Source organism: Pseudomonas sp. NFX1, assembly GCF_051123555.1.
Taxonomy (GTDB): domain Bacteria; phylum Pseudomonadota; class Gammaproteobacteria; order Pseudomonadales; family Pseudomonadaceae; genus Aquipseudomonas; species Aquipseudomonas capeferrum.
Genome location: NZ_CP169366.1, coordinates 973,459 through 994,618, shown reverse-complemented (window position 1 = coordinate 994,618; position 21,160 = coordinate 973,459). Strand labels below are relative to the sequence as shown.

General features: G+C 64.0%; 15 protein-coding genes. 9 read left to right on the top strand and 6 right to left on the bottom strand.

Features of this window, described 5'->3' with window-relative positions; translation table 11 throughout:
• The first annotated feature begins 81 nt into the window (after nt 1-81).
• From DJ563_RS04400 to DJ563_RS04390, 3 genes are all read left to right on the top strand, one after another.
• Complete coding sequence (locus DJ563_RS04400) at nt 82-612, top strand: sigma-70 family RNA polymerase sigma factor (RefSeq protein WP_186659984.1); 531 nt, start codon at nt 82-84, stop codon at nt 610-612.
• Nucleotides 613-614: 2 nt separating this feature from the next.
• Nucleotides 615-1,562, top strand: coding sequence for a FecR domain-containing protein (locus DJ563_RS04395; protein WP_274099123.1), 948 nt, complete (start codon nt 615-617; stop codon nt 1,560-1,562).
• A gap of 135 nt (nt 1,563-1,697) precedes the next feature.
• The gene (locus DJ563_RS04390; protein WP_434518891.1) at nt 1,698-4,148 is read left to right on the top strand and encodes a TonB-dependent siderophore receptor; all 2,451 of its coding nucleotides are present in this window, start codon (nt 1,698-1,700) and stop codon (nt 4,146-4,148) included.
• Nucleotides 4,149-4,233: 85 nt separating this feature from the next.
• Here the strand turns inward: DJ563_RS04390 and DJ563_RS04385 are convergent, their stop codons facing one another.
• Together DJ563_RS04385 and DJ563_RS04380 are read right to left on the bottom strand one after the other, a co-directional pair.
• On the bottom strand, nt 4,234-6,084 hold the full coding sequence (locus tag DJ563_RS04385) for a DUF3857 domain-containing transglutaminase family protein (RefSeq protein ID WP_434518890.1): 1,851 nt from the start codon (nt 6,082-6,084) through the stop codon (nt 4,234-4,236).
• Nucleotides 6,085-6,190: 106 nt separating this feature from the next.
• Nucleotides 6,191-6,670: an isochorismatase family protein gene (locus DJ563_RS04380; protein ID WP_434518889.1), complete on the bottom strand. Its 480-nt coding sequence runs from the start codon at nt 6,668-6,670 to the stop codon at nt 6,191-6,193.
• Between the two features lie 219 nt (nt 6,671-6,889).
• On the opposite strand from DJ563_RS04380, the gene DJ563_RS04375 reads away from it, so the two are divergent.
• Nucleotides 6,890-7,330 (top strand): GNAT family N-acetyltransferase, encoded by a 441-nt coding sequence (locus DJ563_RS04375; RefSeq protein ID WP_274100652.1) that lies wholly within the window; start codon nt 6,890-6,892, stop codon nt 7,328-7,330.
• 12 nt (nt 7,331-7,342) lie between these two features.
• Here the strand turns inward: DJ563_RS04375 and DJ563_RS04370 are convergent, their stop codons facing one another.
• From DJ563_RS04370 to DJ563_RS04355, 4 genes are all read right to left on the bottom strand, one after another.
• Nucleotides 7,343-9,820, bottom strand: a complete 2,478-nt coding sequence (locus DJ563_RS04370; protein WP_434518888.1) for a TonB-dependent siderophore receptor — start codon at nt 9,818-9,820, stop codon at nt 7,343-7,345.
• A 580-nt stretch (nt 9,821-10,400) separates the two neighbouring features.
• The gene (locus DJ563_RS04365; RefSeq protein ID WP_434518887.1) at nt 10,401-11,348 is read right to left on the bottom strand and encodes a FecR domain-containing protein; all 948 of its coding nucleotides are present in this window, start codon (nt 11,346-11,348) and stop codon (nt 10,401-10,403) included.
• Nucleotides 11,349-11,351: 3 nt separating this feature from the next.
• The gene (locus tag DJ563_RS04360; protein ID WP_033697249.1) at nt 11,352-11,861 is read right to left on the bottom strand and encodes a sigma-70 family RNA polymerase sigma factor; all 510 of its coding nucleotides are present in this window, start codon (nt 11,859-11,861) and stop codon (nt 11,352-11,354) included.
• 134 nt (nt 11,862-11,995) lie between these two features.
• On the bottom strand, nt 11,996-13,060 hold the full coding sequence (locus DJ563_RS04355; RefSeq protein WP_033697246.1) for a sigma-54 interaction domain-containing protein: 1,065 nt from the start codon (nt 13,058-13,060) through the stop codon (nt 11,996-11,998).
• Nucleotides 13,061-13,392: 332 nt separating this feature from the next.
• Between DJ563_RS04355 and DJ563_RS04350 the strand changes: the two genes are divergently transcribed.
• The 5 genes from DJ563_RS04350 to DJ563_RS04330 all read left to right on the top strand — a co-directional run bounded on the left by DJ563_RS04350 (nt 13,393) and on the right by DJ563_RS04330 (nt 21,158).
• Nucleotides 13,393-14,466, top strand: a complete 1,074-nt coding sequence (locus DJ563_RS04350; protein ID WP_434518886.1) for a PhnD/SsuA/transferrin family substrate-binding protein — start codon at nt 13,393-13,395, stop codon at nt 14,464-14,466.
• An 11-nt stretch (nt 14,467-14,477) separates the two neighbouring features.
• Nucleotides 14,478-15,701, top strand: coding sequence for a lipase family protein (locus DJ563_RS04345; RefSeq protein WP_274099817.1), 1,224 nt, complete (start codon nt 14,478-14,480; stop codon nt 15,699-15,701).
• A 12-nt stretch (nt 15,702-15,713) separates the two neighbouring features.
• Nucleotides 15,714-16,913, top strand: a complete 1,200-nt coding sequence (locus DJ563_RS04340; protein ID WP_274099816.1) for an LLM class flavin-dependent oxidoreductase — start codon at nt 15,714-15,716, stop codon at nt 16,911-16,913.
• A gap of 4 nt (nt 16,914-16,917) precedes the next feature.
• Nucleotides 16,918-18,471: an ABC transporter substrate-binding protein gene (locus DJ563_RS04335; RefSeq protein ID WP_274099815.1), complete on the top strand. Its 1,554-nt coding sequence runs from the start codon at nt 16,918-16,920 to the stop codon at nt 18,469-18,471.
• A gap of 110 nt (nt 18,472-18,581) precedes the next feature.
• Entirely contained in the window at nt 18,582-21,158 is a 2,577-nt protein-coding gene (locus DJ563_RS04330) for a TonB-dependent receptor (RefSeq protein WP_434518885.1), read from the top strand.
• Nucleotides 21,159-21,160: the final 2 nt, after the last annotated feature.

Below are 21,160 nucleotides of genomic sequence, written 5' to 3'. Positions count from 1 at the left end.
CCCGCTGGTGATTGCCAAGCCTGAAACACTTTGCATAAAATGCGAACCATTAACATTTGCAACTCTTTTCAGGCGGCATGGATGAGCACCCCGGACGTAGCCCTCAATTCCCAGGTCAGCCAGCTCTACCGTGCGCAGAGCAAATGGCTGCACGGCTGGCTGACACCTCGGGTCAACTGTACCCACCTGGCCGCGGACCTGGTCCAGGACGTGTTCGTTCGCGTGATGACGGCCGCCGATGCGGCGGCCAAGCTCGAAGCGGTCCGCGAACCCAAGGGCTACCTGGCCACGATCGCCCGTCGCCTGATGATCGACCACCTGCGCCGGGTGCACCTGGAGCGGGCCTGGCTGCAGGTACTGGCCGAGCAACCCGAAGCCTTGGATATCTCGGCCGAACAACGCTTTTCGCTGCTGCAAACGTTGTTTGAACTGGATGCGATGCTGGCAGCGCTTGGCGCCAATGTGCGGGAGGCGTTCTTGCTGTCGCAGGTCGATGGCATGCCGTACAAACGCATCGCCGCCCAGTTGGGCGTTTCTGAAGTGACGGTGCGCCGCTACATTGCCAAAGCGGCGGAACACTGCATGATCTATAGCCTGACCCACGGCCAGTGAGCATGGCTTTGAGTGCCGAGCAGCGCACAGCCCTGCGTCAGGCCGCGCATTGGTACAGCCAGCTCAACAGCGGTGAAGTGCAGCCCAGCGACCATAGCGCCTGGCAGTCATGGCTGAACGCTGCGCCCGCCAATGCCTGGGCCTGGCAGCAGGCCGAGCGTTTGCAGACCCGCATGAGCGCACCCCCTGCCCCGGCCACCAGCCGTGTACTGTCGCTGGCGGCGCATGGCCGCCACGCCACCCGCCGCCGCGTGGTCAAGGCCGGGCTGGTACTGCTGGGTGGCAGTGCACTGGGCTTGGGTAGCTATCGCGAACTGCAGTATTCACCGTTGCTGGCTGATGTACGCAGTGGCGTGGGTGAACAGCGTTCACTGACCCTGAAAAACGGCAGCACGCTGCTGCTCAACAGTGCCTCGGCAGTTGATATCGATGACACCCGCGAACAGCCGTATGTGCGGCTGCGCCAGGGCGAGATCATGGTCGAGGTGCCAGAGCAGCAACGCTGCAGCGTGGTGACCCGGCACGGCAGCATCGCGGCTGGCCACAGCCGCTTTTGCGTGCGGCTGTTCGATGACGCCAGCAAGCTCGATGTGTTTGGCCAGCAGGCACGTGTGACGCTTGCCTCAGGCCAGGCCATGGAGGTGCACGGCGGCCAGAGCTGCCAGTTCGATGGCAAGGGCTTTTCGGCTGTGCAGACGCTGGCCAACGCCGCAGACGCCTGGAGCAGAGGCTTGCTGATCGTCAATGACCAACGCCTGGACACCTTCGTCACCGAGGTTTCACGGTACCGGCCAGGTTGGCTGCACTGCGCGCCGTCGGTGGCCGGCCTGCGCATCAGCGGCACCTACCGGCTCGATGATACCGAACAGATCTTGCGGGCACTGGCTACCTCCTTGCCGGTGCAGGTGCAGCGCCGCACGCGTTTCTGGGTGACGATTACTGCGGCTTGAGTGGTATTTTGGGGCACCTCGACATTTCGCCCTCCCCCAAAAAAAACCACCATGCCTGATCACTTTCGCGCGGCTCATCCGACTCATAGGTAACCCCAGCTGTGGCTGCCTCTTTACCTTTCCGAGACCTCGACGATGACCTGCCGCTTCACTCTCAGGCCCTTCAGCGCGCCAGACCTGCGCACCTGCCTGCTGCTGACTGTTTTGCTCGGTGGGCCAGGCGCAGCCTGCGCCGCGCAAGCGCATGACTACCACCTGCCGCAAGGGGACCTGGGCGAAACGCTAACCCAGTTCGCTGCAGACTCCGACATTGTGCTGTCGTTCGACACCCAGTGGACACGCGGTAAACGCTCACCGGCCTTGAATGGCCAGTACCCGGTCGACCAGGCCCTGCAGATTCTACTCAGCGGCACAGGCTTGCAGGCCGTCAAGGAAAGCGACGGCCGCTACTCGCTGCTGCTCACCACCCAGCAGGGTGACGTGGTGGAACTGGCCCCCAGCCGCATCGACGGCCAAGGCCTGGGCAACATCACCGAAGGCACTGGCAGCTACACCACCGGTGGCTCGACCACCGCGACCAAGCTGCCGCTGACCCTGCGCGAGACGCCCCAGTCTGTCAGCGTGATTACCCGCCAGGCCATCGACGACCACGGCTCGCAAGACATCGGCGAAGTGCTGCGCAACACCCCCGGGGTTTCGGTGCAGGCGTATGACAGCGAGCGCATGGAGTATTCCGCGCGCGGCTTTGCCATCACCAACTACCAGTACGATGGCGTCAACACCATCTATGACGGCGTCTACGACGAGGGCGCGACCCATGTCGACATGGCCGCCTACGACCGCGTGGAAGTCATCAAGGGCGCAACCGGGCTGATGACCGGCTCCGGCGACCCCTCCGCCACGGTCAACCTGATCCGCAAGAAGCCTACCCACGACTTCAAGGCCTCGATCACCGCCAGCGCCGGCTCCTGGGACAATTACCGCACCGAAGGTGACATTTCCGGCCCGCTCAATGCCACCGGCAGCGTGCGCGGCCGCTTCGTCGGCGCCTACCAGGACCGCAAGTCGTACCTGGATCACTACAAACAGAAGAAGGATGTCTACTACGGCATTCTCGAAGCCGACCTGACGCCCGATACGCTGCTCACCTTCGGCATCGACAACCAGACCACCACCCCGCGCGGCTCGTCCTGGACCGGTAACCCGACATACTTCTCCGACGGCAGCCGCACCGACTTCTCGCGCTCGCACAACCCGGGGGCCGACTGGAGCCGCCGCGATTTCCAGTCCACCACCTACTTCGGCTCGCTGGAGCAGGCGCTGGCCAACGACTGGAAGGTCAAGCTCAGCCTCAACCACATGATCAGCGACCATGACACCCGCCTGGCATCAGCCAGTGGTGGCAACCCCGACGCCACGACCGGCGAAGGCATGTTCTTCTATTGGGGGCGTTGGGAAGGGCATCGTGTACAGAACACCGCAGACCTGAGTGTGTCGGGGCCCTTCACCCTGTTCGGCCGTCAGAATGAGCTGGTCGCAGGCTTCATGACCTCGCATTCGCGCCTGACCGGCGACACCTACGACGGCAGTGCCTTCGCCCAGGTACCGGGCTCGATCTTCGACTGGAACGGCAAGGTTGCGGAACAGGACTTCCCGAAGAACGGCGACTACACCACCACCCAGAGCCAGAACGGCGCTTACGTGGCCACACGCCTGAAGCCGACCGACAACCTCTCGGTGATCCTCGGCACCCGGGTCAGCACCTTCAAGTACAACGACGACCAGGACTACTACCCGACCTCGCCCCTGGATGACACCCACGCCAGCTACAAGCAGCACGGCGTCGTCACCCCTTACGCCGGCGTGGTCTACGACCTGGACGACACGTACTCGGTGTACGCCAGCTACACCTCGATCTACCAGCCGCAAGTCTACAAGGACGTCAGCGGCGCCACCCTCGACCCGGTGGAAGGCGATGGTTATGAGGCAGGCCTCAAAGCCGCCTATTTCGATGGCAGGCTGAACGCCACGCTGGCGTTCTTCCGTATCGAGCAAGACAACGTCGCCTCCTCGGTGGGCACCAACCCGGTCACCAACGAAGGCATCTACACCGCCATCGACGGTGCCACCACCCAGGGCGTCGAGCTGGAACTGGCAGGCGAACTGGCCCCGGGCTGGAACATCACCGCCGGTTACACCTACGCCCGTACGCGCGACGCTGACGACAACCGCCTGTTCGGCTTCCCGCTGGCGACCACCAAGCCTGAGCATGTGGCGCGGCTGTTCAACACTTACCGGCTGCCCGGCGCATTGGACCGCATCACCGTCGGCGGTGGGCTGCGTTGGCAGAGTGGGTTCTACGGCAGCATCTACAGCCCGGCCGCCAACGACTACACACGCATCAAGCAAGGCGGTTACACCCTGGTGGACCTGATGACCCGCTACCAGTACAGCGAGCACCTGAGCTTCACGGTCAATGCCAACAACGTGTTCGACAAGGTGTACATGACCGGGCTTGGCAACTTCGGCACCACCTACTATGGCGAGCCACGCAACCTGATGGTCACCACCCGCTGGGACTTCTGAGCAAGCCCCCACCTGCAGCGCCCCTCATAAATCAATGGCTACGTATTGATCCAGGAGGCGGCGCTGCAGGTGCGGTCAGATCGGGCTAGCTGGCCTGTACGATGATCTGGCTCTGCAGGTCCCTGACCATGGCCTCGATGGCCGGCTTCATGGCGGCAAAATCTTCAGGTGAGCAGACCACATCCGGGCGGCTGAACTTGAAATGCCGCTCGATCACTACGGCATTGCCCTCCTTGGCGTAATGCGCGCTGTACTCAACGTTGGCGTCCTGCAGACGCACCTGTTTAGGGATCGCCAGCACATTGACCTCAGGCGGAAATTCGAAGCGCGACTTTTCCACGGTGTCATTGGAAATGCACACGAAGCGCTGGCTGCGCTCCTTCTCCATGGCAAAGCTGTAGACGTTCTGCGAGATACCCCCCACCAGGCTGCTCAAGGCCACCATGCCCACAGGCCCTGGCAGGTTGACGAGGTTTTCCGTGCGCCCATCGACGGCGCTGACAAAGTCGCCATTGGCGTTGCTCGGGCGCACCTCGAAGGTACCGCTGCCACGCTGCCCATAGGCACCGAGTACCTTCTCGACGAGCAGGTCGCGGTCCGCCGGTTTCATCGATTTCACACCGTAGCGGCTGACCTCGCTGGCCCAGCCTTGCACGGTCGCGACGTTGGTGAAGTCTGCGCCACCATCGCCCTTGACCTTGAACTGCAAGTCACTGGAAACCTTGTTGAGCTGGATGGCCGGGGTTCGCCCGAACTCACCCGTCGCGGTCAGCAGCACCCGCTTGTTCAACACGGTCAACGGCAGGTAGCCTGCGGCGATCGATGGGTCGGTGGAGTCCAGGTACAGGTCCAGGCTCGGCACATAGGTGATCACATGGTTCAACACCCCCAGAGCGGGCACCTTGGGGAACACGTAGGCGTTGCCCAGGTTGATAAGGGCCGGCGTACTTTTGATACCCGCCGCCGTCAGCAGCGCCTCAAGCAGGGCAACATGGTCCTTGCAGTCACCGTAACGGTTGTCCAGCACGGTTTGCGCCGCGTGCGGCACCACCCCGCCAGCGCCGACATACACGGCGACATAACGGATGTTTTCACGCACCCAGTCACTGAGCGTCAGCGCCTTCTCCCGCGTGGTGGGCAAATGGGCCGTGAGGCGTTGCGCCAGCTCGCGGATCGGTGCCGTGACCTCGACCTTGGCGCGTGCCTGGTAGGCCTCGGCGAACGCTTTGAAATCGGTGAATGTCGACACCGCCAGGTAGTGCCCGTAGTCCAGGTAGGACACCGCACTCGCCTCGATCCGCGCACGGTCCGCCGGCACGTAATCCCAGCGATAGACCTTGCGCCCTGGCGCAGCCGCCGGCAGCGACGCCTTGAAGTTGCGCGCATCAGCCTGCAGGGGCATGCCCTCAGGCATGTCATAGATGAGCGTGAACTGCCCGACCGGGTGGAATTCCGGCACGGTGATGTCTTCGAACTGGCCAGGGAACAGCGGCGTGAAGCGGTTGCGCTGATAACGCAGCACCAGACGGTCCCCCACCGCAACCTCAGGGAAGATGATCACCTTGTTGACGCTGTCCTGAAACATCGGCGCCTGCGCGGATGCCTGCTCCTGCTGCTCCTTGATGTGCGCGGCATCCACCATCACCTTGCGCCCATCGGGCTTTTGCGTGTACGCCTCGATCACATCCAGGGTTTCCAGCGACCGGTTGTAACTCACCGGGCGCTGGGCACTGGCCTTGATCGCGCGCTCCTCGTTGATCAACAGCACACTGTCGACGTCCAGGCGATTGCTGCCATCCTTCTGCACCACGAAGGTCTGCTCGACCTTTTCCAGGGTCGCGGAGTGGTCGGTGCCGTCGGTGAAGGCGTGCGCCAGGGCGCACCAGTTCATGGCAACCGGCAGCAACACAGCCACAAGGTAAGACTTTTTCAGCATGGAGATCCTTCTCGATCCAGGTGTATCGAAGTTGTCGTCAATCGACAATGATACTCATTGACGAATGAGGATGGCAAAATGATTGCACTGCTAGCACCTTTTGCCCTCACCCGTGCAGCGAGGCCAGCACTTGAGCAGCGGTCGTCACTTGGCCAAAGTGATGCTTCCACAGGTCGATGCCCAACTGCCCGGACCTGTCCAGCGACGACCCTACCGTCAAGTCGGTCACCAGCGTAGGCGCCAGCCCTGCATCGAACAGGGCGAAGCCAGCGGCAAGCACGCAGGTTTCGGTTTGCATGCCGCACACCAGTACCCGCTCCACGCCCAGCTGCTTGATGTACTCGAGGGTTTCGACGGTCTGCCCGTAGCCATGCTTGACGAACACCTGGTCCGCCTCGATCAGGCTCTCGTCCTCGGCCGCCGGGTGCCAGCCAAGCTGGCGCTGGAACGGCGTGACCTGCTCATCGTGCAGCTCGACCGAGGCGACGGTCGGGATGTTCGCCGACAACCGCCGCAAACCGTCTACCAACCATTCGGGCGGGCTGAAGGTGGATTGAACATCGACGATAAGCAAAACCTGGCGCATAGGGCTCTCCGGCCACGGGCAAAAGGCGCCAAGTATAACGTGGCGCCCGTGCTGGGGTTTGTTGATAGCACGGGCGCCCTACCCTCATCGAGGCTGCCGACGATGCGCCCTGCATCGTATACGGTGCATTTTTCTGAAAACTGCCTTATATGCATCGTATTTGATTCATAAGAACCTGCAGTTTTTACATCGCGCACGCACGCGTAGAGGTGAACAAAAATGGACTTGCGATCAACCATACGACTCGCCCAGCCCGAGGACGTCGAGGCGCTTTTTGCGCTGGACGCGATCGCTCGGGGTGATCGGCAACGGCAAACATTCATTGCACACGCAGTCACCTGCGGCCAATGCTGGGTGGCCGCAGACGCGCACGATACGTCGCAGCTGACAGGGTATGGCGTGCTCAACGATACCTTCTTCGATCAACCGTTCATTGCGCTGGTCGTGGTGAAGGAATCGGCACGCCGCCGCGGTATCGCGGCGGCCATCATGCGCACACTGGAGTCGCAGTGCCGGGGTGGCAAGCTGTTCACGTCGACCAATGCTTCAAATGCGCCGATGCAGGGTGTGCTGGCTCAACTCGGCTTCATCAGGAGTGGGCAGATCGACAACCTGGATGACGGTGATCCAGAGCTCATCTTTGTCAAATTCCTCTCCTGAAACCGCGCCTGGTCACCAACCGTAGGTCATCTCCACCGAGGCCACGCGCTCCTGGCCGTAGTAGCAACCGAACGCATAGTTGCAGTCCGACACGTACTCGCGGTCGAAGATGTTCTGCACGTTCACGCTGGCCTGCAGGCCGCGCAGGCTTGGGTCGAGTTTGCCCATGTCGTAGCTGACGGTGGCGTCGTACACCGCATACGCCGGTACGTCGAACGAGTTGGACGAATCACCCGGTTTGCGGCCGGTGTAGCGGGCGCCTGCGCCGAATGTCAGGCCATTGAGCATGGCCTGGGTGAAGTGGTAATCCACCCACAGCGAGGCCGAAACCGGCGCTTGCGATTCGCTGCGGTTACCCTGGTCGCCATAGTTGCTCTTGGTATAGAACGAGTCGATGTAGGTTGCAGCGGCCAGCACATCGATATTGTCGAGGGTGGACTTGAGCTCCAGTTCAACGCCGCGCGAACGCACCTCGCCATCCTGCGCCTGGTACTGGGGGTTGTCGTCGTCCTGGGTCAACACGTTCTTCTGCGTGACCTGGAACACCGAGGCGGTCAGCAATGTGCCCTCGGCCGGCTGGTACTTCACCCCCACTTCGTACTGTTCACCCTCGGTCGGTTCAAACGACTTGCCAGCGGAGTCCGTGCCCAGCGTCGGCAAGAACGACTGCGAATAGCTGACGTAAGGCGCCAGACCAAACTCGGTGACGTAGGTCAGGCCGATACGGCCGGTGAACTTGTTGTCACGCTGCGAGGCGATGCTCTTGGCCAGCAGGTCCTTGTTGTCGATTTCGGCCCAGTCCTGGCGGCCGCCCACGGTCAGGATCCACTGGTCCAGCTTGATCTGGTCCTGCACGTACACACCGGTCTGGCGAACCGTGTTGTCCCATTGGGTGTCCAGCACCGGGGTCACGCTGCTGGTGTCGTAGTTGTTCTTGCCATACAGGTCGACCGGCAACACGTTGTAGGCGTTGTAGCCATCGTATTTGCGCGAGAAGTGGCGGTAGTCCACACCTGCGAGCGTGGTGTGCTGCAGCGCGCCGGTGTTGAACTTGTATTCCAGGTTGTTATCGAGGGTGTAGGCGATATTGTGCTGGCGCCAGTCGAGCTTGACCCGGTTGGCCCGGGTGTAATCGACGCTGTCGCCGTCCGAGACGAAGCTGCGCAGGTAGAACCCTTTGTAGCGATCCCGCACATCGGTGTAACGCGCCGTCGAACGCACGGCCAGGTCATCGCTGAAGCGGTGAGTGAAGTCATAGCCGAAGATGTACTGGTTGCGCTTGTAATCGTTGTAGTGCGAGTCGCCCGAGAAGAAGTCGCGGTCGATGTGCTGGCCCGTCGGGCCACGCTTGAGCGAGCCGATCATCGGCAGCGACTGGTAGTCGGCAGCGCCGTCGTCACGCTGCACCTGCGCCAGCACGGTAAAGGAGGTGTCCTCGTTCGGCGACCAGGTCAGGCTGGGTGCCAGCAGCAGGCGTTCGCTATGGGCGTGGGCCACCTGTTCGTTGCCCTTGTTGGCAACACCGACCAGGCGATAGGTAAACTCGCCCTGCTCATCCAAGGGGCCGCTGGTGTCGAAAGCACCGTTGGCGCGGTTGTAGCTGCCGGCGCCCAGCTTGACCTGGCTACGCTGCTCGCGGGTCGGGCGCTTGGAAACCATATTGATCAGCCCGCCCGGCTGGTTTTGCCCATAGAGCACCGACGAGGGGCCTTTGAGCACCTCGATGCGCTCCAGGGTGTAAGGGTCGATCTGCGGTGCACCGCCCAGGCTGCCGGCATACGGCACGTATGCGCCGTCCAGGTACAGCGGGGTCGGGGCAAAGCCACGGCTGGTGATTTCGTCGGCAATGGTGTTGCGGTCGGTGAAGCCGCCCGTGGCCAGCCCCGGCGTGTAGCGCAGTGCCTGGGTCAGGTTGCGGGCGCCCTGGGCCTGCACCTGGTCGGCGGTGATCACGTTGATGGCCTGGGGTATTTCCAGGATCGGTGTATCGGTCTTGGTGCCTGTCGCACTGCGGGTGGCGACATAGCCGTTTACCGGGCCATAGGCCGATTCCACGGCGGCGCCGGTAATGCTGGTGCTGTCCAGTTGCAGCGTCGAGGCATCGCCGACCATGGGCAGCAGCGAGTAGCTGCCATTGGCCTGGCGCAGCACCTGCAATTTGCTGCCCACGAGCAGTTGGCGCAGGCCGGCCTCGGCACTGTAGCGGCCATGCAGGCCGGGCGAGCTCAGCGATTGGACGTAGGACGGCTCGAACGAGACCGTCACCCCTGCCGCTGCCGCGAACTGGGTAAGCGCCGAGCCCAGCGGGCCGGCCGGGATGTCGAACGCGGCATCGGCGCGGGCCTGGGCGACGGCGGGCTGGGCAATCATCACCGCGGCCAGCGGGGTCGCCAGGGTGATGCTGAACAGTGCGCGATGGACTGAGCGGGCCAGTGCGGTTTTGGCGGCGTTGATGAGGATGACGGGGGTGCGAGTGTCTGTGGGGAGCATGGTATTCCTTTCGCCCTGCGGCAGTTTTTTATGGCGTCTGAGGCGCCTCTACTTACAAGTCGAATGAGAATCGGAATCGGTAACCCCCCTTATGTAAAAAAGGGCGCGTTTATGGAATGGGGCTTGGCAGCGATTTTCTGGTTGGGAGATGGGGTAAAGGCGAACCTGTGTTTGCCACGGCATTTTCAGCGCCTGTGAGATCGAGCGCCGCAGGTGCCAGGCTTGGCATTTTCAGCGCCTATAAGATCGAGCGCCGCCCGCGCGGCGCATCGCGACGCAAGGCCGCTCCTACATTTGTTTCGGGCCAATTATTCCTGGGGGATTGGCGCGCGGCCCCTTGGTGCCCCCTTCAATATCGCGTCGTACAAACAAGGCGGTCGCGCGCAAATGCCACTGGCCTCACTGGCCCGAAACAAATGTAGGAGCGGCCTTGCGTCGCGATGCGCCGCGCGGGCGGCGCTCGATCTCACAGGCGCTGAAAATGCCAAGCCTGGCACCTGCGGCGCTCGATCTCACAGACGCTGAAAATGTCGTGGCAAACACATGGCACCCCCTCAATACCCTCAAGCCATGCGCCCCCTCAAACCGCCTCAACACGCGCCCAATACCGGCTGAACCGACGAACACGCACGGGCAAGGTAGTCGTGAGGTTATCCAGCACAGTGTCGATATTGCCCAAATGAAAAGCCCCAGACAGCCGCAGCTCACTGACCGCCTCATCACACCCAAGGTGCCCAGGCCGATAGCGTTGCAATTCGCTGACAACATCGCCAAGGCGCCAGTCATCCACCAGCAGCATGTCGCGGGTCCAGGCGTCAGGCAGCGCGGTGGCGGGCTGCACCACCCCTACGCCATCGGCGCGAAAACTCAGTTGCTGGCCGGCCTCGACGCGCGTTGCGGCCAACGCATGCGCGCTGCGCACCTCCACGGCATGCTCCAGCACACAGACCCGGGTGCTGTCGGCATCGCTGCGCACGGTGAACCGGGTGCCCAGGGCACGGATGCTGCCTTGATCGGTATGCACGATGAACGCTCGGGCCTGCTCGTCGCGGGCAGTTTCCACCGCTATTTCACCGTCCAACAGGTGCAATGCGCGCCATTGGGCGCTGTAGCGGATATCCACCGCCGTGGCCGTGTTCAACTGCAAGCAGCTGCCATCCTGCAAGCGCAGCGAACGGCGCTCGCCAACCCCTGTGCGCTGGTCGGCCATCAACCGCGCAACGCCCCCCTCGTTCCAGGCCAGCCCCCCTGCCCCGCCCGCCGCCAGCACGATCGACATCACCTTGAGCACCTCGCGGCGCTTGGCCCTGGCACTGCTCAGGGTCGGGCGGGCGATGCCCGGTGCCACCTGCTCGAACGTGCCCTGCAAGCGCGCCAGGCGTTCCCAGGCCTGCAAGTGCAATGGATGGCTGTGCAGCCAGCGCTGATGCGCCGCACGCGTGCTTTCATCCGCATTGCAACGCAACTCGACATACCAGCGCGCAGCGGCTTCGAGCACACGCCGGTCCAGGGGCTGAGCCTCGGCCACGGTTCAGTCCTCGGCCAGCATCAGGCAATGGGTCAGTGCACGCACGGCGTGCTTCTTTACGGTGGTGACCGAAACGTCCAGCCGCCGCCCGATCTCGACATAACTCAGGCCATCGAGTTGCGCCATCAGGAAAATTTCACGGGTGCGGGCGCCCAGGCCGTCGAGCAGGCGATCGATCTCCAGCAACGCTTCGATGATCAACGTGCGCGCCTCGGGCGAAACCTCGAACTGCTCGGGGCGGGCGGCCAGCGTTTCCAGGTAGGCCTGCTCAACGGCCCGACGCCGGAACATGTCGATCATCAGGCTGCGCGCGATACTGCTCAGATAGGCCCGTGGTTCACGCAGCTCGGCCGCCTTGCGCAGGGTCAGCACGCGGATGAAGGTGTCCTGGGCCAGGTCTGCGGCATGCTCGACACAACCGAGCTTGTTGCGCAGCCACCCACACAGCCAGGGATGGTGCTCGGCGTAGAGCGTGTGCACGGTTTTTTGCAGGGAGGGATCAGCGCAGGACATGGAGTGAACCGGCAAGGGCGTCTTTAGTAATGACTCTCATTTAACCTGAGTCGTCTGGGGCTTCGCAACCCTTCATTCATGCTGCTACTGCCACGCCGCCAGGCTGTCTGCAAGACCGGCGGCTGCCCTTCACATCACGCCTTGGTCAACTCACCGATCTTTTCCAGCCGCGCCCGCACGATGTTGCGGCTGATGTTCAACAACCGCCCGGTCTGCAACTGGTTGCCGTGGCAATAGCGGTACGCGGCCCGGAACACCGTCTCCTCGATGTGCTCGTAGAGGTTCGGCACGTTCTGCTCGAACAGCGCCAGCAACGCACTCTCAAGGTTGGCCGGTGGGGCGATCGCCGGTGCTGCGCCGGGATGCGCGGCATACACCTGGGCCGCGCCTTGCGGCCTCATGTCCACCAGGTGCAGGTCCGCAGGTGCCACGACCTGATAACGGCACACCAGCAGCGCATGGTGAATCGCGTTTTCCAATTCGCGAATGTTGCCCGGCCAGCTATGGGCCAGCAATTTGCGTTCGGCGTCCGGGCTGAGCGCGGCACGCTCGTAGCCCAGGCGCCGGCAATGCTCTTCGATGAAAAATTCTGCCAGTGGCAGAATGTCACCCGGCCGCTCACGCAGCGGCGGCAGGCGGATGGTGGCAACGTGCAGGCGGTAGAACAGGTCTTCACGAAAATGCCCTGCCACCACGGCATCGGCCAGGTTGACGTTGGTCGCCGCTACCAGGCGCACATTGATCGGGATCGGCGTGCGCGAGCCCAGCCGCACGACCTCGCGCTCCTGCAGCACGCGCAGCAACTTCACCTGCATGTTCAGCGGCAAGTCACCAATCTCGTCGAGGAACAGCGTGCCGCCGTTGGCAGCCTCGAACCAACCGGCCTTGTTCGAGGTGGCGCCGGTGAAGGCACCTTTCTCATGGCCGAACAGTTCGCTCTCTACCAGGGTTTCGGCAAACGCACCGCAGTTCACTGCCACGAACGGCTCGCGGCCACGACGGCTCAGTTGATGGATATGACGAGCGACAAGTTCCTTGCCGGTTCCGGTTTCGCCGATGATCAGGGTATTGGCCTCGCTGGGCGCCAGGCGCTCGATACGGCTGAGCAACTCCTGGGAGCGAGGGTCCTTGAACACAAGCACGGTGGCACGTACCGACTTGGTCAGCTCTCGGGCATTAGGATGGGTGATCAGCGACATGGGGGCATTCCTGGCAATTGACGCGCACCCCCATAGTGCCCGAAACAAATTAGATCAAAAAATTATTAATTCATATTTAGATATTCGAATTTGAAATATAAAAGTTTCCAGCAATCGGCTGTTGCTGGAGCAGCAACCCGCCAGCACTCCCCTGCCTGCCGATCAGCAGGCAAGGCTGCCCAACTTACCCTCCATACTCGCTCAAAGCCCCGCCGTTAAAGGCTTGCAGCGCGCTTTTGAAATCATGGCATGTATTTCGCTCTTGGCCTGTCAACGCCTGGTCCGCTGCAACACGCGGCCCAAACCTGTTGAACCCCTGCCTGGAGCTGCACATGAACAATCTCTGGCGTCACGGCCTGGCCCTGCTGGGCAGCCTGTTCCTCAGCCTGACCGCACTGGCGGCCGAGCCACCGGCTGCGGTGCGCATCGCCATCGTTGCCTTCACCCAAGGCGGCGCGCCGGTCTTCGGTGGCATCCCGGGGCGGGTGATCGAAGACGGTTGGCTCGAACAGCAATTGGCCGCCCGCGGCGTGAAACTGCAATGGACCGCCCTGCCCCACGCCGGCGCCGGCCCGCAAATCAACGAGGGCTTCAGCAACGACAGCCTGGACTTCGCCGTGCGCGGCGACCTGCCTTCGGTCATCGCCGGGGCCGGCCAGGTGCCCGGCAAGCTGATCGTGCCTGGCGGCAGCGGCAACAACATCTACCTGGTGGTGCCCAGTGACTCTACGGTAAACAGCATCCAGGACCTCAAAGGCAAGCGCCTGGCCCTGCATCGCGGGCGCCCCTGGGAGTTCGCCTTCAGCAACTTCCTGCAAAGCCAGGGGCTGACGCTCGGCGACTTCAAGGTCGCCAACCTCAACCCGCAGGTTGGCGCCGCCGCTGTGGCAGCCGGCAAGGTCGATGCAGCCGTGCTGCTCAATGAGGCCTATGCCCTGCAAGACAAGGGCGTGGCGCGGATCCTCTGGTCGACCAAGCAAGGCGCCAATGACTGGCGGTTGGTATCCGACCTGTGGGGCACCGACCGCTTCGTGCAGCAGCACGCCGACCTCACGCAACTGGTGGCCACGGCCTGGGTGCGCGCGGCCTGGTGGATCTCCCTGGAGCAGAACCGCGATGGCTATTACGCGCTGTCCTCGCGCGCGGGCGTGGCCGAAAGCGTGCTGCGCCGTGACGACCAGGACGACCCGGTGGCGTGGAAGGCGCGCTGGGCACCGAAAAGCGATGCCCAGCTCAAGGCCCACTACGACGCGCTGGGCCAGTACGCCCTGGCCAACCGCCTGATCCGCACGCCCTACGACATCACCCACGACCTGGCCACAGGCTTCACCCGCCAGGCACTGATCGACCTGCAGCTCACCCACTATTGGCCGTCACTGGACGCTCAAATCAGCCAACAACCTTGAGAACATCACCCATGAAACTGTCTGTTTCCGTCATCTTCGGCCTTAGTGCCCTGGCCTTTTCCATTGGCGCCTTGGCCGCCGACACCTACGCCCCCACACCCGACCCGCAACAGGGTGACGGCCGCGTTTCGAGCTTCTACACCTGGACCAAGGCGATCCCCGCCACGCCTGGCAAACTGCTGCGCAGCGAAGCGCTGGACCCGGCGCTGAGCCTGCCCAACGCCGCCAGTGCCCAGCGCATCCTCTACACCTCGCTGGACGGCATCGACGGCAAGACGCCGATCGTGGTGTCCGGCGCGCTGTTCATTCCCAAGGGCAAGGCGCCGGCCGGCGGCTGGCCGGTCGCCAGCTGGGGCCATGGCACCGTAGGTGTGGCGGATATCTGCGCACCGTCGTGGGCCGGGCGCTCCTACCGCGATGTGCAGTACCTGAACCGCTGGCTCGAAGAGGGCTATGCCATCGTCGCCACCGACTACCAAGGCCTGGGCGTGCCAGGTGGCCACCCGCTGCTGAACAACCGCATGGCCGCCTATGGCATTCTCGATGCAGCCAAAGCCGTGGTCGCGGGCGTGCCTGGGCTTGCCGACAAAGTGCTGATCGTCGGCCAATCCCAAGGCGGCGCCGGTGCGTTCGCAGCCGGTGCCTACGCGGCAACCTACGCGCCGAAACTGGGGGTCAAGGGCAGCATCGGCACCGGCGTGATATACACCGTGGGCCAGAAAAACGTCGGCGAACAGGACCCGAACAAGGTCGACCCGGCGCTGGCGTACGGCTTCTACACCCTGCTTGCCGCGCAGCAGTACGACCCGAGCATCAACCCGCGTGATTTCTACACCGACAAAGCCCTGCCGCTGTTCGAGCAGGCGCGCACCAGTTGCCTGTCGTCGCTGGTCAGTGACGTGGTCGGCACCGGCCTGACCCCGGCCAACGCCAAGAAGGACTACCAGGGCGATAAGCTCAAGCCATGGCTGGCGCAGGTGTCCTACCCCACCCTGAAACTGGCCCAGCCGATCTTCATCGGCACCGGTGCCGAGGACAAGACCCCCGCCGCCGCCACCCAGGTCGCGCTGATGCAGGACGCCTGCAAGGCAGGCTCGGTAGTGCAAGGCCATCTGTACAAGGGCCTGGGGCACAGCGAAACGGTCAACGCCTCGCTCAAGGACTCGATCCCCTTCGCCCGCCAGGTCATCAGCGGCCAGCCGGTCACGCCCAACTGCAGCCCCAGCGTCCAGTAAGGAAGCCACCTCATGAGCCTCGAATTCTTCACCCGCCTGCCGCTGCATGGCGAAACCCAGTACCTCCCAGGCGACCCCCGCAACCGTGGCGACTGGCACGCGGGCGGCGCCAGCAGCGGTGCCGTGTCCGGGTTTGCCGTAGGTGATCACTTCACCTATATCGACTACCTCGGCCAGATCGCCCGCGCAGCGGAAATCAACGGCTTCGGCGGCGCGCTGATGGTCAATGCGCCCACCGGCGAAGAGCCGTGGACCGTGTGCTCGCTGCTGGCGCGAGAAACCCGCACCCTCAAGTTCGTCACCGCGTTCCAGCCCTACCACTACACACCCTGGGTGGCGGTGCAGCAGGCCGCGACCTACCAGCGCGCCACGGGCAACCGGCTGGTGTGGAACATCATCAACGGCGGCTCCGACGCCCTCCAGCGCCAGGTCGGCGACTTCGAAGACCACGACCAGCGCTACGCCCGCGCCACGGAGTTCATGGACGTGGTGCGCGGCTACTGGCACAACGAGCAGTTTCACTACGAAGGCCGCTACTACCGCGCCGAGGGCGGCGGCCTGCGCGGGCCGCTGAAAAAGGCCGAGCTGCCGCTGATTTGCACGGCCGGTTCGTCGGTGGCGGCGCGCGAGTTCGCTGCCAAGCATGCCGACTTCTACCTGATGCGTGCCGAACACCCGAACGAAATCGCCGCGCTGATCGCCGACATCCGCGCCCGCGCCTTGAAGTGGGGGCGTACCGACATTCGCTTCGGCCTGTCCATCGATGTGATCGCCCGCGACACCGAAGAGGCCGCGCGGGCCGAGGCCAAACGCTTCTTCGACGAAGGCGTGGCCAAGGGCACGGTCAAGGCCCGCGCCGCCCACGCCGGCCTGCGCACGGCACGCAAGCTGAGCTACGAGCACGGCTACAGCGACAACGACGAGCAACAGGCCTTCGACGACTTTTTCATCCACCCCAACGTGTGGACCGGCTTCGGCTACATCGGCATCCCCCCGGGCTGCGCGCTGGTGGGCAGCTATGCCAACGTGGTGGCGCGCATCCGCGAGTACCACGGCATCGGCATTGACCTGTTCTTCCTCGCCGGCTACCCGCACCTGGAAGAAGCCTACCGCATCGGCGAGCACATCCTGCCGCACTTCCGTGGCCAGCGGGCCGCCCTCACCCGCCCGGCTTCCACCGCTGTGCAACTGCACGCCAGCAACGGAGCCTGATGCCATGGCCTGGGACGGTTACCCACTGAACCGCCGCAGCTTCCTCGGCCATGCCGGCGTGCTGGCCGGCGGGCTCCTGGCCGGCTGCGGCCCAAGCGACAGCCCCGGCCACGCGGTTGCCGACCTGCCGCGTCATGGCGGGCGCCTGCGCCTGGGCATCATCGATGGCAACCAGAGCGGTAACCTCGACGCCCACAAGCCGGTCGGCAGCGGCATCGTGCGGGGCTTTGCCCTGTACAGCAAGCTGTGGGAGTGGGACGAGCAGATGCAGCCGCGCCTGGCCCTGGCCGAATTTGCCGAGCCCAATGCCGACGCCAGCGGCTGGACCCTGCGGCTCAAACCGGGGCTGGAGTTTCACCACGGCAAGACCATCGACGCCGACGACCTGATCTTCTCCATCCGGCGCCTGACCGACCCGCAGCTGGCCTCGCCCTACGCGGCGCTGCTGCACTGGGTCGACCGCGACAACCTGGTCAAGCTCGACTCGCGCACCGTGCGCCTGGGTTTTCGCGAAGGCCGCAGCTACCTGCCGCTGCCCGAAACCTGGGTCAACTTCGGCGGCATCGTGCCGGTCGATTACCACCCCGTCACCAACCCGGTCGGTGCCGGGCCGTACAAACTCAAAAGCTTCACCCCGGGCCAACGCTCGCTGTTCACCCGTTTCGACAATTACTACAAGCCCGGCAAGCCCTACGCCGAAGAACTGGAAATCATCGACTTCAAGGACCAGACCGGCCGCCTGGCGGCCTTGCGCGCCGGGCAGATCGACATGGCCAACGTGATGTCCACCGAGCACCTTCAGGTGCTGCAGGCCGACCCGCGCCTGCGCCTGTTGAAATCGGTGAGCGGCAACTGGTTGTCGTTCGACATGAACACCGCCAAGCCGCCGTTCGACGACCCACGGGTGCGCGAGGCGTTTCGCCTGCTGGCCGACCGCGAAGAGCTGGTGCGCCGCGCGCTCAATGGCCAAGGCCGCGTGGCCAACGACCTGTACGCACCCTTCGATCCCACCTTCGACCACAGCCTCGGGCCACGCCCGCATGACCCACAACGGGCGGCGCAGCTGCTCAAGGACGCAGGCCAGGAAGGCCTGCAGGTGGAACTGGTGACGACCCCAGGGCCGGGGCTGGCCTCAGCGCTGGTGCTGGCCGAACAGGCGCGGCGCATCGGCGTGACGATCACGGTGCGTCAAGTGGACCTGGCAACGTTCCAGGGCCCGCAACGCGACGACTGGACCTTGAGCACCGGTGGCAGCATCGGCGCGCCGTTTCTGGCCAGCGCCATTCACACCGACGCGCCGTTCGCCGTGGCCAACAAGACCCACTTCCACGACCCGGCCTTCAGCGAAGCCTTCCTCGCCGCCATGGCCCAGCCTGACCTGGAGAAACGCAAGGCGCTGGTGCACCGCGCCCAGCGCATCCAATACGAACGCGGCGGCATGCTGATCTGGGGCTTTGCCGATTTGCTCGACAGCGTCAGTACCCGGGTGGGTGGGGCGCAGGCGGAGCAATCGCTGTTCAGTACCTGGAGGTTCGAGAGCCTGTGGCTGAGAAGTTGAGCATCAGGGAGGCTTAGCGCCCCCGGCAATCCCCCGATAAACCCATCAACCGCAGGCGCGGCTGCGCCCCTCGCTTTTCCCATTCCCCGAATAGTACGAGGCCCAGCCCCATGCCCCGCGTTGCCTTGCTGCACCCCAAATTCCAGCCCAGCTCGCTGGCCCTCGCCATCCTGGCCGCTACCGTGCCCATGGCGTATGCCGAAGACACCCCACTGCAAACGGTCACCGTGCAGGCCGAGCAAACTGACGACGACGCCCTGCCTACGCGCCCACCCGCCTCGATCTACGGCGGCCTGGAAACCAAGGTCCTCGACACCCCACGCTCGGTTACCCAGATCAACGCCGAACAACTGGCCCGCGACCCGATCCAGAGCGCTGATGACTTGGTCAAGTACGCCCCCGGCATCACCCGCGGTGGCGGCCAGAACGCCGGTATCACCCCGCAGATGCGCGGGCAGAACTCCGAGGTGTTCCAGGATGGCCAACGCGCCTACGGCGTTCGCCACCCCGCCAATTTCAACGCCTACGAGGGTGCCGACATCGTTGCCGGGCCCTCCTCGGTCACCTACGGTTCGGTCAGTGGCAGCGGCGGCTACGTCAACTACCTGAGCAAGAAGCCCGACTTCAACCGCTTCCGTACCCGCCTCAGCGGCGAAGTCGGCAGTTGGGTCCCCGACGGCGAATCGCGCGATGCCAGCAAATTCAGTGTCGACCACACCGGCCCCATCAGTGACAGCCTGGCCTACCGGGTCAGCATCACCCGCCAGCGCCAGCAAACCTTCTACGACAACGTCGACAACAACTTCGACGCGTTCTACGGCGCACTCGCCTGGCGCAACGACAACCTGCGGGTGGACTGGAACGCCGCCTACGACGACTACTACGACTACAACATCACCCACGGCTGGAACCGCGCCACCCAAGACTTGGTAGACCACGGCAAGTACAACGCCGGCCGTGCCACGCCGATCATCCAGAACGGCAACAACCTGTGGTCGCCGGTGCTGTCGTCCGCTGCCAGCGACGCCCAGGTGCTGGGCTGGGTGCAGCGCCAGCGCAACGCGCAGGGCCAGTACCAGGTGGTCGATGGCAGCTTCCAGGGCGCCTCACCCAACACCCAGGCCAACCCTGGCAGCCTGCGCGGCTGGGTGTACGACCCGGCGCTGGCAGGCAATGGGCAGACCTCGCTGTCGTCGCAGACCGGCCAGCGCGCCGAGGACCAGAACCGCTCGCGGCGCTTCACCACACAACTGCGCGTCGAGGGTGACCTGACCCCGTCGATCACCCTGGCCAACAGCACCTTCTACCAGCACTCGACCGACACCACCGACGCGGTGGGTGCGTTCCAGGTGCAAGGCAAGGACGACATCTTCGACAACCGCTTCGAGTTCCGCGCCCGCGGGCAATGGCAGCTGGGCGGCCTGACGCTGGTCGACGACAGCAACAGCGGGCTGATCTACCGCCGCGAACGCAACGAGTCGATCGCTGCCAACAACAATTTCGGCTCCACCATCAACGCCTACGACCTCACCCTCGACCCGACCCTGAAAAACCCGGGCGACCTGCTTGGCCTGGCCGGGCGCAACCCCGCAGGCGGCAACGGCGCCTGGATCGGCCAACCCGGCGTGCCGCAGCTGTCCAGCTATTACGGCTGGCTCAACCTGCCAGCCATGTACCCGGCGGGGCACGGCCTGTACGCCGAATCGGTGGCGCCCTACACCGCCGACAGCACCTGGACCACCAAGACCCTGTTCAGCCAGCACAACCTGCGCCTGGGCGAGCGCGTGGGGTTGAATGTAGGGGCCAGCCGCAGCTGGATCGATGCCCGCATCGAAAACCCCTTCGTGCTCGCCGGCGGCAACCCGCGCAAGGACTCGGACAACTACCGGCTGTTCTCGGTACAGGTAAGCCCCTACTTCAAGCCCACCGACAACAGCACCCTGTACTACACCTTCGACCGCTCGCTGGCCGTCAATACCGGTTTCTTCACCAATGGCCTGGGCTGGGGCAGTGGCACCGGGGCCAACCAGCTCAACCCGCTGGCGTTCGAGAGCCTGAGCGTGCTGCACGAAGTAGGGTTGAAGGTGGAGGCCGTGCCCGACCAGCTGTTCTTCACCCTGGCCGCCTACAAGCAGGCGCGCGACCAGGCGCCGGACAGCAACAACAACATCGCCCGGCTGATCGTCAAAGGCTGGGAAGCGACCCTGCGCTACCAGGACGAGCACCTGCGCGGGGGCCTCAACCTCAGCCGCATCAGTGCCTACAACGAGTTCACCAGCCAGGCCGGGTTCGCCTCGGCCGGTTTCATCGCCGACAACGGCACCGTGTTCGGCGACAACAACAGCCTCAACCAGCGCCCGTCCGGCAAGTTCGATGCGGTGCAGATCCCCGAGTACAACGCCGGCGGCTATGTCGACTACCGCTTCGATTCCGGCTTCGGCGTGGAGCTTTCCGGCTGGTGGACCAGCAGTTGGTACCTGAACCTGAGCAAGACGGTGAAGGTGCCCGACGAATACAACCTCGACCTTGCCGTGTACTACCGCCAGCCCCAGTGGGGCGTCACGGTGCGCATGCTCAACGTCACCGACGAGCTGAATTTCGTCAGTGGCCTGGCAGGTTCGACCAACACCTTCCTGCAACCGATGCCCGGGCGCACCTTGCTGGCCCAGGTCGATTACCAGTTCTGACC